Genomic DNA, 15,841 nt, shown 5'->3' on the forward strand with positions numbered 1-15,841 from the left:
GTGAGAGCCCTGTTTGATGGGTGAGCCATTTAACACTCAGACGCGCGGAACCCCGAGTTCTTGTCTGGCAGGGCAGTCCGGTCAGTGCGCGTACGGTGTTTCCTGATGCCGATGAGTGCAATAGCTCCCGCGGTCTGCGTCGTAACCATGACCAGTGGATAAAGCAGTCCGATACCGAGTGTCGCCACGATAAAACCGGTGCTGGCGTAAAGCGTGGATTCACGTTTGTATTCTGAGCAAAGCGCCAGGACAAGGCCAAGCCCGGCAAGAATGAACGTAAGGCAGGTCAACCAGATAACAGCGTTGGCGTCATTCAGCGCAAAGACGCTGCTTGGCTGGAGTTCGGCAATATAGCTGCGTTCTTGCCGCACCATGCCCAGCCGGTTCAGCGCGTTCAATAGCTTGCCCCCGAAGAGCACACCGCCGGCGCGATGAACGCACCACAACGCAAGAAACAATGAGAAGGCGACGAGGGCCGAGGCAAACGACAGTTTCCCCAAAGACACTCTTTCGCCGGCACCGAGCAATCGCTTAAGCATTCTCAGCCTGCGAAGGGTAGAGATGTTTGCAGAATCGCCACTCATGCACCGGCTGGTCATCAATGTAGGCTGTAGGCTTTGGCAGATAAGCTTCAAAACACTCGCTGATCCCTAGTTCGATGGCTGTGGTTCGGCAGTATTCAGCACCTCCCGAGCTCCAGAGAAACAAGGTTGCGCCTTCGGATTTCAGCCGCCTGACCTGGGCAATTACCGCAGGCATGGGAATACGCTTCGCACCAACGGACCTGACCATGGTGTCGTCGACATCGATAAAAACGACTTGTGGGGTCATGGGTGTTGAACCTTTGTTTGACCCCGGAATATGTGTGACGCCAGCAGCCACAAGGCTACCGGCAGCAAAAGTGCGGCGGCAAGTACCTCCGAAAGAATTGTGACGTTGGCGATCAGAGGATGAAACTCGATGGGGGCCAACGCATAGTGGCCCAGGCCGTCAAAACCTAACGCCGCGTAAACAGCCATCAGCAGCAGGCCCATAGCCACGAATTTTTTGCGCATGAGCAGCAAGCCAACGGCACCCACCGAAGTGATGGCAGCCCACACCCCATAAACCTGCGCACGTGTTAGCCAGGCCGGCAGGTTCGGATATTCGCAGATGAACTCGGCGTTGTGGCTGAAATGGCCGAGACTGGCGAGGAAGTAGGCTGCTGTCAGGGCGAGCAGCAGTTTGGGAAAGTCGTTGAAGCTGCGAAAGAAACGCATCGTTCAGGCCTGTGGTTAGAGGGGTGGACCCGCAGGCATCTGGCCTGTGGGTTACCAGTCTAACCAACCGGGCAGCCGCGCCGCTCGACGGCCTATTGTTCGCTAACTCAAGCCAGCGTATATGCCGTCTTCACCGTCGTGAAAAACTCCTGCGCATACTTGCCCTGCTCACGCGGGCCGTAGCTGGAGCCCTTGCGGCCGCCAAACGGCACGTGGTAGTCCACACCGGCGGTTGGGAGGTTCACCATGACCATGCCGGCCTGGCTGTGGCGCTTGAAGTGGGTCGCGTATTTGAGGCTGGTGGTGGCGATGCCAGCTGACAGGCCGAATGGCGTGTCATTGGCAGCGGCGAGTGCGGCCTCGTAGTCCTTCACCCGGATGATGCTGGCAACGGGACCGAAAATTTCTTCGCGGTTGATGCGCATGCCGGCGGTGCTTTCGCTGAAAAGCGCTGGTGTCATGAAGTAGCCTTCGGCGCCGCTGCCGGTGTGACAACGTACGCGGTCACCGCCAAATGACAAGGTCGCGCCTTCCTGCTGGCCGATGGCGATGTAGCTTAAGTCCTGCTCCAGCTGGGCTTGTGAAGAAACCGGGCCGATGTCGGTTCCGGCAGTCAGGGCGTCGCCCACCTTGATGCGGGCCATGCGTTCCTGAAGCGCCTTGACGAAAGCAGGGTAAATGCCTTCGGTCACGATGAGGCGGCTTGATGCTGTGCAGCGTTGCCCAGTGGAGTAAAAAGCGCTCTGTGCGCTGAGTTCCACGGCCTGGGTCAGGTCGGCGTCGTCCAGGATGACCTGCGGGTTCTTGCCGCCCATTTCGAGCTGCACCTTCTTGAGGTTTTTCGCGCAAACCTCAGCAATGCGGCTGCCCACGCCGACCGAGCCGGTAAAGCTGATGGCATTGACGCCCGGATGGTTGACCAGCGCATCGCCGATGACGCGGCCGGGCCCCATCACCAGGTTGAACACGCCCGCCGGAATACCTGAGCGCGAGATGATTTCGGCCAGGGCCCAGGCACTGCCTGGAACCAGGTCTGCCGGCTTGAGCACCACGCAATTGCCGAAGGCCAGCGCCGGCGCAATCTTCCAGGCCGGGATGGCGATGGGGAAATTCCACGGCGTGATCAGGCCGACGACGCCCACGGGTTCACGCGTGATTTCCACGCCGATGCCCGGGCGAACCGACGGCATGGTTTCACCGCCCAGGCGCAGGCATTCGCCGGCAAAGAATTTGAAGATGTGGCCAGCGCGGGTGGCTTCGCCAATGCCTTCAGGTTTGGTCTTGCCTTCTTCGCGCGAGAGCAGGGTGCCCAGCTCTTCGCGGCGTGCCAGGATTTCAGTGCCGATCTTGTCGAGCGCATCGGAACGGGCCTGGATGCCCGAGGTAGACCAGGCCGGGAAGGCGGCCTGTGCGGCCTGCACGGCGGCATCCAGCCCTGCGGCGTCGGCCTGTGTGTACTCGCCGATCACGTCGGCGAGATTACTGGGGTTCAGGTTCGGGCTGTAGCTGCTGCCGGCCAGCCATTGGCCGGCGATGAGGTTGTCGTGTTTGGTGGACATGAGGTGGCTCCAGAAGAAATCAGGGTTGATCAGGGGCGAGAGGGCGCGCAGGTTGCGGGAATGCCACAGGCGGCGCCACATCAATCGCGTAGAAACGCAAGGCGTTATCGCACATCATCGCATGTTGCTGGTTTGCCGGCAGGTGGTCCAGCATGCCGGCCACACTGCCAACCAGGTCCGGATAGTTTATGCGCAGGCCCGCCACCGGAAAGTTGCTGGCAAACATGCAGCGCTGCCAGCCGAAAATGGCCACCGTCTCGCGCACGATGCGCGCGTTTTCGTGCCAGTCCCAAGGCTGGCCGCGCAGGCCGAACTCGGAAAGCTTGACGTGTACGTTTTCCTGCCGGGCCAGCGTTTCCATCCAGCCGCGCCAGCGTTTGAGGCCTTCTTCGCTGCGGTCCCAGGCAAAGCCGTGGTGGTTCAGGGCGATGGGCACTTTCGGAAACATCGCTGCCACGGTAGCCGCTTCGGGCAAGTGCCAGGCGGGCACGCGCAGGTCCCACCGCAGGCCGAATTTCTCCAGCAATGAAAAGCCGCGCAGCCAGTTTTCGTGTTGCATGGTGCCTGCCTGCCCTTTGACGCTTTGGTCCGCTGCGGCCGATGTGACAGGTTTGCTGCGGATGCCGCGCACCAGCGGAAACTGCGACTGCGCAAGGAGGCATTCCCCGCTATCAGGCCGGTCAAACCAGGCGTGCGCCACGATGGCATTCGGAAACCCGTGCCTGGCGTTGACCTCATGCAGCCATGCAGTTTCTGCAACCTGCTCAAGGCGGCTGCGCTCGGCTTCCACATGCACGGTTGCCACCACGTCGCAAGGCCCTACAGCGGCCCGGTAGTCCGTTGCGAGGAAATCCCGGCAAATCGGCCGGTAGTCGCCAAGGAAGAAGGCGCCAGGATCGTACGCTTCCTGCAACCAGGGGTAGTGGCCTTTCGACAGGTCCCACAGGTGGTGATGTGCGTCGACGACGGGCCCTGTAAACGCCTTCACAGGTGCGGGCAGTGAGGTGGGCGATGTGCCTGTGCTCTTCATGAACCGGGAGTGGATACAGACCTTGCTGAATCAATGCCGCCAGACGTAGGACGAATCAGGCTCACGCAGCGTCCTGATTTCCTGCTCGAACGCAAAGCTGTCCAGATTGAGGCGGCGCACCGTCTCGTCCTGAAACGAGATGTAGACCGCCCGGTCCACCGGGTGAAACGACAAGGCCAGCGGGTTGCTGGGCAAGGCAAAGCAGCGCTGCTCCTGCAGGTCCAGGCCGAATATCGACAGCGAATGCTCGCCCGAGTTGGTGGTGAGCAGCAGGTCCTGGCCTTGCGCGCCCTGGAAGCGGTAGACCCGGTTGGGGTCGCGCCGTGTCTTGCCTGAGGCTACGACTTTCATGCTGGCTGTGTCGACCGCGACGATGGTGTCGTCTCCGCGGTTGGCCACGTACAGCAGCGACTCGTCAGCCGACAGCACATTGCCCTCGGGCACCGGGCCGGGCATCATGGCGACCGGTGTGAAGGTCGGATCGTTCGGCTTGATTTTGGTGACGGTGTTCGACAGCAGGTTCAGTGCATAAGCTGTCTGTGCATCTTGCGTCAGCGCAAACAGGTGCGTCTTGTAGCCGCCCGAAGACACAGCCAGGTCCGGTACATGCACCTTTGCCGGGTCTGAAAAGCGCAGCAACACGTTGTGCGCCTCAGACATCACAAACAGGCGGCCCTGGCCGTCCACTGTCAAGCCATGCGGCCGGTAATACGGCCAGAGGTTCAGCGTGGCCACATGCTCGCGTTTGTCCAGGTCAATCACAAAGACCGAATGCCCACCTGCGTCTCCCAGATGGCTGGCGGTTTCGATGCCATAGTGGCCTACGTATGCAAGCCGGCGCACCGGGTCTATCGTGAACTCGTGCGGAAAGTTGGGCAAGACGATGTGTTCTTCCGCCAGGCCGGTGGCCAGGTCGTAAAAGCTGAAGGTATGGGCGCATTTCTGCACCAGCAAGAGTGTTTCCCGAAGGGGCATGGGTGTCCTGAAGATGGGGGAGCCTGAAAGGAAACAGAGAGAGAAAAAGAGAGAGAACGCGTGAAGGGGCCAGCCAAAGCCGTTTACCTGCCCCAGCGTAGCACCAGCGGGTCCAGCCGCTGCGCGGTGGCGATCAACCCCTTGCGAACCTCAGGGTGCATGGCGGGAAATGGATGGCGCGGCGCTTCACAGGCGATCACGCTTCCTTCCTTCATCAAGGCCTTGGCCGTCAAGATGCCGCCCTGGCGGTTTTCATAGTTGATCAGCGGCAACCAGCGGGTGTATTCGGTAATGGCTTCATCCCGCTTGCCGGCGACCCATGCATCCATGATCCTGCGAATGCCGTCCGGGTAGCCGCCACCTGTCATTGCACCGGTGGCGCCGGCTTCCAGGTCGGGTAGCAGGGTAATGGCTTCTTCGCCGTCCCACGGGCCTTCAATCGCGTCGCCGCCCAGCCGAATCAACTCGCGCAGCTTGGAGGCCGCACCCGGCGTTTCGATCTTGAAGTAGGCCACATTGCGGATCTCTTTGGCCATGCGTGCCAGGAAGGTTGCCGACAGGGTGGTGCCGCTGACAGGTGCGTCCTGGACCATGATGGGAATGTCAATGGCGGCCGACAGCGTGGCGAAGAACTCATAAGTCTTTTCTTCCGCCACGCGGATGGTGGCACCGTGGTACGGCGGCATCACCATGACCATGGCCGCGCCCAGGTCCTGCGCGCGGCGGCTGCGTTCGGCGCACACCCGGGTGCCGAAATGCGTGGTCGTCACAATCACCGGCACGCGGCCCGCTACGTGCTTGAGGATGGCCGCGGTGAGGACTTCCCGCTCGTCATCGGACAGTACAAACTGTTCCGAGAAATTGGCCAGGATGCACAGGCCCGTCGATCCCGCATCGATCATGAAATCAACACAGCGCTTCTGGCTTTCCAGATCGAGCTCGCCCGCATCAGTGAAAGTGGTGGGAACCACCGGGAACACGCCCGTGTATCTTGCTTTCATGCCGATCATTCGACGATGTTGAAGTCTTTGAGGAACTCGGTCTTCATCGTCAGGCCCAGGCCGGGCTTGTTGTCATCGAGCTGCAGGAAGCCGTTCTCCGCCACCGGTTCTCCGTCAAAGATGTAATAGAACAGCTCGTTGCCAACTTCCACGTCGAACATCGGAAAGTACTCGCTCATGGGCGAGGCGAGGGTGCTCATGGTCAGGTGGTAGTTGTGCATCTGCCCGGCGTGCGGAATCACCGGCACGCTGTACGCCTCGCACAACGCGTTGATCTTGTGCGCCGCCGTGATGCCGCCCACACGGTTGGTGTCGTACTGCACGACCGACACGGCTTTCTTGTCCAGCAGCTGTTTGAAGCCATAAAGGCTGAATTCATGCTCGCCGCCCGAGATCGGGATGCTGGTGAGCTGATTGAGCTCGGCATAACCGTCGATGTCGTCAGCAATGACAGGTTCTTCCACCCAGCGCGGCTGAAATTTTTCCAGCTTGGGCAGCATGCGCTTGGCGTACTCCAGGTTCCAGCCCATGTAGCACTCCATCATCAGGTCGTTGTCGTAACCAATGACTTCGCGGATCGCCTCGACGGCTTTCAGGTTTTCAGCTACGCCCTTGGTGCCGTGCGCCGGGCCGTAGCCAAAGCGCGACTTGAACATGGTGAAACCCTGGTCCAGGTATTTCTGCGCTTCGTCCTGCATGGCCTTGATGTCGGTACGGTAGAGCTTGGAGTAGTAGCAGGGAATCTTTTCCTTGGTGCGGCCGCCCAGCAGCTTGAACACCGGCTTGTTGACCGACTTGCCCAGGATGTCCCAGATCGCCAGGTCCACCGCGGAGATGGCAGCCATGGTCACACCCTTGCGGCCCCAGGCGTGGGTGCTGCGGTACATGCGCTGCCACAGGTATTCGTAGTCCCAGGGGTCCTGGCCCAGCACCAGCGGCGTGAGGTACTGGTCGATGATGGCTTTGGCGATGTGCGGCGCCAGCGCGACGTTGCCCAGGCCGACGATGCCGTCGTCGGTTTCGATCTCGACCACCGTCCACGAATGGAAGCGGAAGGTGCTCATGGACTCTGTCTTTGAGTAGACGAGGTCCATGGCGTTGGAGCAGAAATTGCCTTGCGGTGGAACGGTCTTGCCTTTCCACTCGAATACACGTGCGCGGACTGATTTGATCTTCATTTAAAGGTCCTGTGTGAGATGAATCTTTCGAGCCCTCCCCTGGAAGGGGAGGGTTGGGGTGGGGTGAGCCGTATTACTCCCTTTGGGGAGGCGCCGCCAGGCGTCCTCCCATGCGGCAGGCGATGCGAAAAGCGTTGAGCGTGGCGTTGACATCGGCCACGCCCTGGCCGGCGATGTCATACGCTGTGCCATGCGCCGGCGTGGTGATGGGCACCGGCAGGCCACCCTGCACGGTGACGCCCTTGCTGAAGCCCATGAGCTTGATGGCGATCTGGCCCTGGTCGTGGTACATGGTGACGATGGCCTGGTACTGGCCGGCCTGCGCTTTCAGGAAGATGGTGTCGGCCGGGAAGGGGCCGTCTACCGGCACGCCGCCGGCTCGCAGTTCGGCCACCGCCGGTTCGATGATGTCGATTTCTTCGCGGCCGCAGACACCGCCGTCGCCACCATGTGGGTTGAACGCCGCCACCGCTACTTTTGGGCTGTTGTTGCCGCTGGCCTTGAGCGATGCGTAAATCAAGCGGGTCGCGTCGACGATGCGCTCCTTGCTGAGCATGGCCGCTGCGTCTTTCAGCGGAATGTGCGAAGACACACGCGCGGTCCACAAGTCGCCCAGGGTATTGAACTCGCAGAAGTAGCCGGTCACGCCCAGGTATTCGGCAAAGTGGTGCAGCTCGTCTTCATGCTTCAGGCCGCCCAGCTTCATGGCCTGCTTGTTCAGCGGGGCAAAGCAGATGGCGTCGACTTCGCCGCGTTTGGCGCCGTCCATGCAGAGGTTGAGTACCTGCAGCACTGCGGCGCCGCAGGCGGCTTGCGCCTGGCTGCGCTGTACTTGCGCTGGCTGAATCGTGTCTGTGGCCAGGAAGGCGGGCAGGCTGCTGTCGGCACGGTTGCGCACTTCGGCCAAGCTGCTCACGGCTTGCGTTGCCACCGCCTGTTGGGCCGTGGCCTGGCCTTGTTGCCAGAGCCAGGCGTCGCCCACCAGCACGATGTTGGCGCCCGCCGTGATGCCGGGCTGACTCAGCAGCCGGGCAATCAGCTCGGGGCCTATGCCGGCCGCGTCGCCCAGTGTCAGTGCGACGACAGGCACCGGTTCTGTTGTCTGCTGCTTGCTCATGTCATCTTTTCCTTGTTCAGGATCATCAAAATCAGTCCAGCTTGATGTTTTTCTTGGCGATCAGGTCACCATAGCGCTTGTTCTCGTCATTATGAAATTGCGCGAACTGCGCCTGCGTCATGGGCGTCAGGTCCGCGCCGATCGCACCCAGCCGGGCTTGTGTTTCCGGCATCGCCAGGACCTTGGTGACCTCGGCGTAGACACGTTCCTGCACCGCCTTGGGCGTGGCTGCCGGCATGTAGATGCCGTACCAGGCGCTCATCTCGACACCCTTCACGCCGGCTTCGGCCATGGTGGGCACATTGGGAAGCTGCGGGTTGCGTTTCGCGCTGGCCACCGCCAATGGTTTGATGCGTCCGTTCTTGATCTGGCCGATCACCGAGGGCATGGTGTCAAAGCTCAGCTGCACCTGGCCGCCGACGAGGTCGATCAGCGCCGGGCCGCTGCCGCGATAGGGGATGTGCGTGATGAAAACGCCGGCCTGGTCCTTGAAGAGCTCGGCCGCGATGTGTTGCGTGCTGCCCGAGCCGCTGGTGGCGTAGTTGAGCTGGCCGGGTTTTGATTTGGCCAGCTTGATGAGCGACTGCACCGAATCTACCGGCAGGGCGTTGTTGACCACCAGCACATTGGGCACCGCGCCGACAAACACCACGGGCACCAGGTCCTTGTTGTTGTCATAGCCGAGTTTCAGCAGGTGCGGGGCAATCGCATGCGCGGTCGAAACACCCATCAGCAGGGTATGGCCGTCGGTCGCCTTGGCCGTCAGGTCGGCCGCCAGCGTGTTGGAGGCGCCGGGGCGGTTCTCGACCACCACCGGCTGCTTGAGCAGGGGCCCCAGCCGGTCTGCGACCGCGCGGGCCATGGCGTCGGTGCCGCCGCCGGGGGCCGATCCCACCAGGATGCGTACCGGCTTGCTGGGCCAGTCTTGCGCCAGCGCGGGGAAGGCGGCGGCCATCGCGGCAGCCGCCAGCAGCGCCGGGAGGAATGTAAAGGGTTTCAGGCGGGGCATTGTCTTTGTCTCCGGGTCTTTGTGCGGGAAAGCTTGAACGAATGCCTCGATGGTAGGGATGGCAACACTTAACGTAAATTGAAAATACCTGATTATTTGATAACCTATGGTGATCAATTGAATTGACCCCCTGAAAGACCGCCGATGCCCGACACTTCACCTGGCTCCTCCATTCCCCAGCTGCTCAACCGTCTGCGCATGCGCCAGGTCGCACTCATCCTGGCCGTGGGTGAACACGGTACCTTGCGCAAAGCTTCTGCGGAACTGGGCATGACCCAGCCGGCCGCCACCAAGATGATCCAGGAGCTGGAGTCCGCGCTGGGCCAGCGCCTGTTCGAGCGGGTGGGGCGCGGGCAAAAGCTCACGCCGGCCGGCGCCAGCGCATTGCGCTATTTCCGCGGCATGCGCGGTTCCATCGAGTCCATGACCCGTGAGCTGGCCGAGCTGCAGCTGGGCAGCTCCGGTCGGGTGTCGGTCGGCAGCATCATGGCGCCGTCGCCAAACTTGTTGACACACGCGATCATCGCGCTCAAAAAAGCTTACCCGCTGCTGTCGGTCGATGTCATGCTGGACACCAGCGACCGGCTGTTCGAGCTGCTGCGCGAAGGCGTGCTTGACGTTGCCATCGGGCGCATTCGCGACGAGCACCGGGCTGACTACGCCTTCACCCCGCTTGAAAATGAGGCGCTGGCCGTGGTGGCTGGCGTGCACCATCCGCTGGGGCAAAAAAAGGCGGTGAAGTTTGCCAGCCTGCTGGACTACCCATGGATATTGCAGCCCAAAGGCAGCCCGATGCGTGAGGTGCTGGAGCAGGAGTTCCGCATGTTGCAGGCGCCCACGCCCAAGGGCCTGATCGAAACCGCGTCCATCCTCACGACGACCAACCTGATTGCCGAAACCGACATGGTGGGCGTCATGCCGCAGTCGATTGCCGAGAACTACGCCCGGCATGGCCTGCTCAAGATCCTGCCCTGCTTCATCCAGCACAAGATGGAAGCGTTTGGCTCCATCACCCGCAAGGACAGGCCGATGAGCGACGCGGCACGGTTTTTCCTGGCGGCGCTGCACCAGAAATAGCCGCCGGAGGCCGATGGCAATCCGCTGCGGAGAAATTTCCTGAAAATTGCGGGCCTTGGTCCACGGAGTGAGCGCCGGCCGCTATGAGATATGCGTCAATGCCGGCGAAGAACAGAAATTGAAATCGGCGTGTGTGGTCATGGATGAACACTCCATGACCTGGATCAAGCTTTTGCCCCGTGCCATTGCTTACGCTTGGCGTATTGCCAACATTGGAAGCACACATGCCGAATCTTCAATGGTCAGACGCCCTCGTGCTCGGACTCCCCCTGATGGATGACACTCACCGGGAGTTTGTCGAGTTGCTTGCGCTGGCAGAAAACGCGGCGGACGATGCGTTGCCGGGCCACTGGCGAGCGCTGGTGGACCACACCGATGAGCACTTCAGCCGCGAAGACCGGTGGATGCTGGACACGCGGTTTTCATCCTCCAATTGCCACACTGTGCAGCACAAGGTGGTGCTGCAGGTCATGCGAGAAGGCTTGCTCATGGCCCAGGCCGGGGATTTCACGTCTTTGCGCCATATGGCAAGGGAGCTCGCTCTGTGGTTTCCGCAGCATGCGCAGACCATGGATGCCGCGCTGGCCCTGCATCTGCGCGGTATTGGCTACGACCCGCTAACGGGAGTGGTGAGCATGCCGCAAGCTTTGCCCAGGGACACCATACACGGTTGCGGTGGCCTGAGCTGTTCTGATGGCCAGGCGCTTTAACACACCGCATAAACGCGGCACGCTGTTGGGTCCGCTGGGTCATGCAATTTATTGCCCCGTTTGCCAACCCCCGCCCAGCGACTGAATCAGCGCCACCGCCGTGGTCTGGCGGTCGGCCATGGCTTGCACCAGTGCGCGGCGCGCGCTCAGCGCGGTGGCCTGGGCGGTGATGACTTCGGTGTAGCTCACCTGGCCGCTACGGTAGCGGTTGAGCACCTGCTGCTCGACCTGGTCGGCGGCCTGTGACGCCTGGCGGCGCAGTTCCTGCTGGGTCAGCAGCACGCGTGTAGCCGACAGCTGGTCTTCCACGTCCTGGAAGGCGGCCAGCACGGCCTGGCGGTAGCGCGCCACTGCCTGCTGGTGGGATGCCTCGGCGCCTTCCACGCGTGCGCCGGTGGCTCCCGCATTGAAGAGGACTTGCGCGGCCGAGATGCCGATGGACCAGACGCTGCTGGAAGCCTTGAAGAGGTCCGCCACCCGGCTGGCGCCCTGGCCGGCCGATGCGCTCAGCGACAGGCTGGGGTAATAAGCACTCTTGGCGATGCCGATCTGTTCATTGGCAGAGGCCACGCGGCGTTCGGCGGCGGCAATGTCGGGGCGGCGCTGCAGCAGCTCGGACGGTATGCCGACCGGCACGTCAGGCACTGAAGGGTTCCAGGCCACAGGGGCAATCGAAAAATTGCCAGGTGCTTCGCCGACCAGCACCGCGATGGCGTGCTCCAGCTGGGCGCGCTGGCGCACCAGGCCGGCGTCGTCGGCCTGCGCGTTGGCCAGCTGTGTTTGCGCCTGCAGCACATCGGTTTTGGCGGCAATGCCGGCGTTGTAGCGGTTCTGCGTGATGTCCAGCGCGCGCTTGTAGCCGTCAATCGTGTCCTTGAGCAGCGCCTTTTGTGCGTCTGTCTGGCGCAAGGACAAATAATTGGTCGCCAGTTCACCCTGCGCCGACAGTTTGGCCGAAGCCAGGTCGGCGGCGCTTGCCTGTTCGCTGGCTTTCGCGCCGTCCACGGTGCGGCCCAGGCGGCCCCATACATCGGGTTCCCAGCTGCCGCCAATGCTGAGCTGGTAGTTGTTGCCCACGCGGCCACCGACATTGTTGCCCGTCGTGCTGCTGCTACTGCTGCCCGAGCGGCTGGCGCTGCCATCCAGCGAAACCGTCGGGAACAGCGATGCCCGTTGCTCGCGCACCAGGGCGCGCGCCTGCGCGTAGGCGGCAACAGCCACCGCCACGTTCTGGTTGGACACTTCCACACGCGATGCCAGCTGGTCCAGTACCGGGTCCTTGAAGAGTGACCACCACGGGCCGCGCTCCAACGTATCGGCGGGCATTGCCGCGACCCAGCCTTGCGCTTCCTTGTAGGTGCTCACGTCGACCGTGGCCGGGCGCTGGTAGTCGGGGCCGACCGCGCAGCCGCCAACGGCAAGCACCAGCGCAGCGCACAGCAGGCGAAGCTGAAAGCGTGAACGGTATGCGGGGTGAGTGTCGGAAAAGTGTTTCATGGCGTTGTCAGTCATTGCAGTTGGAGCGGGGCGCCGGGCGGCGGCGCATCGGACTCGTCCGGGTGACGGCTGAGTTGGCGCTCGGAAGGACTGCGCCGGCGCAGCTTGTCCATCAGCACATAGACCACCGGTGTGGTGAGCAATGTCAGCAGCTGGCTGGCGATCAGGCCGCCGATGATGGCGATGCCCAGCGGTCGGCGCAGCTCGGCGCCTTCGCCGAAGCCGATGGCCAGCGGCAGCGCGCCCAGAATGGCGGCCAGCGTGGTCATCAGGATGGGGCGAAAGCGCAGCAGGCAGGCTTCGCGCACAGCCTCAATCGCGGAAAGGCCACGAGCCCGCTCGGCTTCCAGGGCGAAGTCGATGATCAGGATGGCGTTCTTCTTGACGATGCCGATCAGCAGGAACAGCCCGATCAGCGCGATGATGGAAAAATCCAGCTTGAACAGCAGCAAGGCCAGCACAGCGCCCACACCGGCCGAGGGCAGGGTGGACAACACCGTGATGGGGTGCACCAGGCTTTCGTACAGGATGCCCAGCACAATGTAGATCACCACCAGCGCCGCGAGGATCAGGAGGGGCTGCTCGTTTTGCGATTGCTGCGCATTGAGCGCCGTGCCGGAAAAACTGCCGCGCACGTTGTTGGGCAGCCGGATGTCGGCTTCCGCCTGGTGCACCGCGGCCTGGCCGTCGCTCAGCGTGCTGCCATCGGCGAGGTTGTAGGAAACCGTAGTGGAAAGCTCGCCGTCTTCGTGGCTGACCGAAGCGGCGGTGGGGTTTTCGCTGAAGGTGGCGATGGCCGACAGGGGCACCATCGTGCTGGCCGAGGCGCTCAGGACCTGGCCCGACGAAGAGTCACGCAGGGATGGATTGGCCACAGAGGTGGCGGTGGCCACCGTGGTTGCAGCCTGGGTGCCGGTGCTGTTGGCTGTGCTGCCTCCAGCCCCCTTGGCCGGTACGTAAATATCTTTCAGCGACTCGGGGCTGCGGGTGTAGCGCGGCGCCACTTCCATGATCACGTGGTACTGGTTGAGCTCGGCGTATATCGTGGCCACCTGGCGCTGGCCGAAGCCGTCATAGAGTGCGTTGTCCACATCGCGTGAGCTGATGCCCAGGCGTGCCGCGCTTTCCTTGTCCACGGTGACCATGGTTTCCACGCCGTTTTCCTGCTGGTCGGTGTCCACGTCGGTCAGGGCGGGCTGCAGTTTCATCTGGTCTGCCAGGCGTGTGGCCCATACGCGCAAGTCGGCCGCGTTGTCGCTTTTGAGCGTGTACTGGTAGGTCGAGTTGGTCTGGCGGCCACCTCCGCGCAGGTCCTGCACGGGGTTCAGGAAAAGGCTGACCCCGGTCACCCGTGCCAGCTGCGGGCGCAGCCTCGCAATCACGGCCTGGCCGGCTACGTCGCGTTGCCCCACCGGCTTGAGGTTGATGAACATGAAGCCTCCGCCCGCACGGGAACCACCGGTAAAGCCCACCACCGTGTCCACGGCCGGGTCGGCGCGGATGATGTCGACCAGCTGCTTGAGCTTGCCCTGCAGCGCCTGGAACGAAATGCTGCGGTCGGCGCGCAGGCCGCCGTTGATCTGCCCGGTGTCCTGTTGCGGAAAGAAGCCCTTGGGCGCTTTGACGAAGAGAAACCCGTTGAGCCCGACCACCGCCAGCAAAATCAGCATCACCAGCAGTTTGCTGTGCAGGGCCCAGTCCAGACTCACTTCGTAGCTGCGGTGCACGCGGTTGAAGGCACGCTCGAACCAGCGCGCCATAAAAGCAAAACGTCCGGTCTTCTTCTCGTGCGCGTCGGGCCTCAGAAGCCAGGCGCACATCATGGGTGTGGTGGTCAGCGAGATGACCAGCGAAATCATCACCGCAGCAGACAGCGTGACTGCGAATTCGCGGAACAGCCGGCCTACCTGCCCGCCCATGAAGAGCAGCGGGATAAAGACGGCCACCAGCGACAGGCTGATCGACAGCACGGTGAAGCCGACCTCGCGCGCACCCAGCAACGCGGCCTTGAAGCGGTCCATGCCGGCCTCGATGTGTCGGCTGGTGTTTTCCAGAACCACGATGGCGTCGTCCACCACGAAGCCGGTGGCCACGGTGAGTGCCATCAGGCTCAGGTTGTTGAGTGAAAAGCCCAGCAGGTACATCACGCCGAAGGTGCCCAGCAAGGAGACGACAGTGGCCACGGCCGGGATGATGGTGGCACGGGCGCTGCGCAGGAATGCACTGACCACCAGCACCACCAGCACGATGGAAATCAGCAGCGTGACTTCGATCTCGTGCAGCGAGGCACGGATGGAGTTGGTGCTATCGGATGCCACCTGCAACTGCACGTCCTGCGGCAGGGCGGCCTGCAGCTCGGGAATCAGGGCGCGCACGCCGTCGACAGTGGCAATCACATTGGCATCGGGCTGGCGCGTGACCAGCACGATCACCGCCGGCTCGCCGTTGAAAAGGCCGAGCGTGTTGATGTTTTCCACGCCGTCCTGTACCTCGGCCACGTCCTGCAGCCGGATGGCGGCGTTGTTGCGCCAGGCTACGACGAGATTGCGGTAGTCGGCGGCCTTGAGCCCGCCGCTGGCGGTGTTGGAGCCTGAGTAAATCTGGAAGCGCTGGCCGTTGCCTTCGATCGCACCCTTGGGCCGGTTGGCGTTCGATGCCTGCAGGGCTGCACGCACGTCTTCCATGGCGACACCATAGCGGTTGAGTGCAAACGGCAGCAGTTCCACGCGCACCGCCGGCAACGAGCCGCCGCCAAGCTCCACGTCGCCGACCCCGGGTACCTGGGCGATTTTTTGCTGCACGAGGTTGGAGACCTCGTCATAGATCTGGCCCGGTGAGCGAGTCTTTGACGTGAGCGCCAGGATGATGACCGGCGCCGAAGCCGGGTTGGCTTTGCGGTAGGTCGGGTTGCTGCGCAGTGTGGCAGGGAGGTCGGCGCGCGAGGCGTTGATGGCGGCCTGCACCTCGCGCGCTGCCGCGTCGATCTTGCGGTTCAGGTCAAACTGCAGGCTGACACGGGTTGAGCCGTTGCTGCTGTTGGACGTCATCTCATTGACGCCCGCGATCACGCCGAGGCGCCGCTCCAGCGGCGTCGCCACACTGCTGGCCATGGTGGAGGGACTGGCCCCCGGCAACGAGGCGCTGACCGAGATCACCGGGAAATCGACTTGCGGCAGCGGTGAGACCGGCAAGACGAAGAATGCGGCGATGCCCGCCAAGGCCAGGCCTATGGTGAGGAGGACTGTGGCTACCGGGCGGCGGACGAACGGTTCGGAGAGGTTCATGGCGTGGCTCCCACGCTGGCCGTGACGAAGGTGACTTTTGTTCGAACGGCGGGAATTTTTGCTGAGGGTAGCTGGCCGGGGGTAGCCCGGCGGCTACTCACTTTTCTTTTGCTTCGCCAAAAGAAAAGTAAGCAAAAGAAAAGGC

General features: G+C 62.5%; 14 protein-coding genes. 2 read left to right on the forward strand and 12 right to left on the reverse strand.

Going from position 1 to position 15,841, the window contains the following annotated elements; genetic code table 11:
- Positions 1–29: 29 nt before the first annotated feature.
- The 10 genes from AC1D13_RS04225 to AC1D13_RS04270 form a co-directional block, all read right to left on the reverse strand.
- Positions 30–539, reverse strand: a complete 510-nt coding sequence (locus tag AC1D13_RS04225) for a hypothetical protein (protein WP_457278723.1) — start codon at positions 537–539, stop codon at positions 30–32.
- Positions 532–831, reverse strand: coding sequence for a DUF705 domain-containing protein (locus AC1D13_RS04230; RefSeq protein ID WP_457278722.1), 300 nt, complete (start codon positions 829–831; stop codon positions 532–534). Before AC1D13_RS04230 ends, AC1D13_RS04225 begins: the two co-directional genes overlap by 8 nt.
- Positions 828–1,259: a hypothetical protein gene (locus tag AC1D13_RS04235; protein WP_457278721.1), complete on the reverse strand. Its 432-nt coding sequence runs from the start codon at positions 1,257–1,259 to the stop codon at positions 828–830. The genes AC1D13_RS04230 and AC1D13_RS04235 overlap by 4 nt, the downstream gene beginning before the upstream one ends.
- A gap of 107 nt (positions 1,260–1,366) precedes the next feature.
- Complete coding sequence (locus AC1D13_RS04240; RefSeq protein WP_457278720.1) at positions 1,367–2,818, reverse strand: aldehyde dehydrogenase family protein; 1,452 nt, start codon at positions 2,816–2,818, stop codon at positions 1,367–1,369.
- A gap of 19 nt (positions 2,819–2,837) precedes the next feature.
- A complete protein-coding gene (locus AC1D13_RS04245; protein ID WP_477667187.1) occupies positions 2,838–3,848 on the reverse strand; it encodes an amidohydrolase family protein in 1,011 nt (336 codons plus the stop codon).
- Between the two features lie 30 nt (positions 3,849–3,878).
- Entirely contained in the window at positions 3,879–4,823 is a 945-nt protein-coding gene (locus AC1D13_RS04250) for a YncE family protein (RefSeq protein ID WP_477689003.1), read from the reverse strand.
- An 83-nt stretch (positions 4,824–4,906) separates the two neighbouring features.
- Positions 4,907–5,824 carry a dihydrodipicolinate synthase family protein gene (locus tag AC1D13_RS04255; protein WP_477689004.1) on the reverse strand — a complete coding sequence of 306 codons (918 nt, stop codon included), beginning with the start codon at positions 5,822–5,824 and terminating at the stop codon, positions 4,907–4,909.
- Positions 5,825–5,829: 5 nt separating this feature from the next.
- Positions 5,830–7,002, reverse strand: coding sequence for an L-rhamnonate dehydratase (locus AC1D13_RS04260; RefSeq protein ID WP_457278716.1), 1,173 nt, complete (start codon positions 7,000–7,002; stop codon positions 5,830–5,832).
- 73 nt (positions 7,003–7,075) lie between these two features.
- Positions 7,076–8,119, reverse strand: coding sequence for a 4-hydroxythreonine-4-phosphate dehydrogenase PdxA (locus AC1D13_RS04265; RefSeq protein ID WP_457278715.1), 1,044 nt, complete (start codon positions 8,117–8,119; stop codon positions 7,076–7,078).
- A gap of 31 nt (positions 8,120–8,150) precedes the next feature.
- Positions 8,151–9,128: a Bug family tripartite tricarboxylate transporter substrate binding protein gene (locus AC1D13_RS04270; protein WP_457278714.1), complete on the reverse strand. Its 978-nt coding sequence runs from the start codon at positions 9,126–9,128 to the stop codon at positions 8,151–8,153.
- 144 nt (positions 9,129–9,272) lie between these two features.
- Between AC1D13_RS04270 and AC1D13_RS04275 the strand changes: the two genes are divergently transcribed.
- Positions 9,273–10,205 carry a LysR family transcriptional regulator gene (locus tag AC1D13_RS04275; RefSeq protein WP_457278713.1) on the forward strand — a complete coding sequence of 311 codons (933 nt, stop codon included), beginning with the start codon at positions 9,273–9,275 and terminating at the stop codon, positions 10,203–10,205.
- Positions 10,206–10,429: 224 nt separating this feature from the next.
- The gene (locus AC1D13_RS04280; protein WP_457278712.1) at positions 10,430–10,915 is read left to right on the forward strand and encodes a hemerythrin domain-containing protein; all 486 of its coding nucleotides are present in this window, start codon (positions 10,430–10,432) and stop codon (positions 10,913–10,915) included.
- A gap of 48 nt (positions 10,916–10,963) precedes the next feature.
- On the opposite strand, the gene AC1D13_RS04285 is transcribed toward AC1D13_RS04280, so the two are convergent.
- Together AC1D13_RS04285 and AC1D13_RS04290 are read right to left on the reverse strand one after the other, a co-directional pair.
- Positions 10,964–12,412 carry an efflux transporter outer membrane subunit gene (locus AC1D13_RS04285; protein ID WP_457278711.1) on the reverse strand — a complete coding sequence of 483 codons (1,449 nt, stop codon included), beginning with the start codon at positions 12,410–12,412 and terminating at the stop codon, positions 10,964–10,966.
- An 11-nt stretch (positions 12,413–12,423) separates the two neighbouring features.
- Positions 12,424–15,696: an efflux RND transporter permease subunit gene (locus AC1D13_RS04290; protein WP_457278710.1), complete on the reverse strand. Its 3,273-nt coding sequence runs from the start codon at positions 15,694–15,696 to the stop codon at positions 12,424–12,426.
- Between the last annotated feature and the right edge of the window lie 145 nt (positions 15,697–15,841).

Source organism: Polaromonas sp. P1_E12 (genome assembly GCF_056405975.1).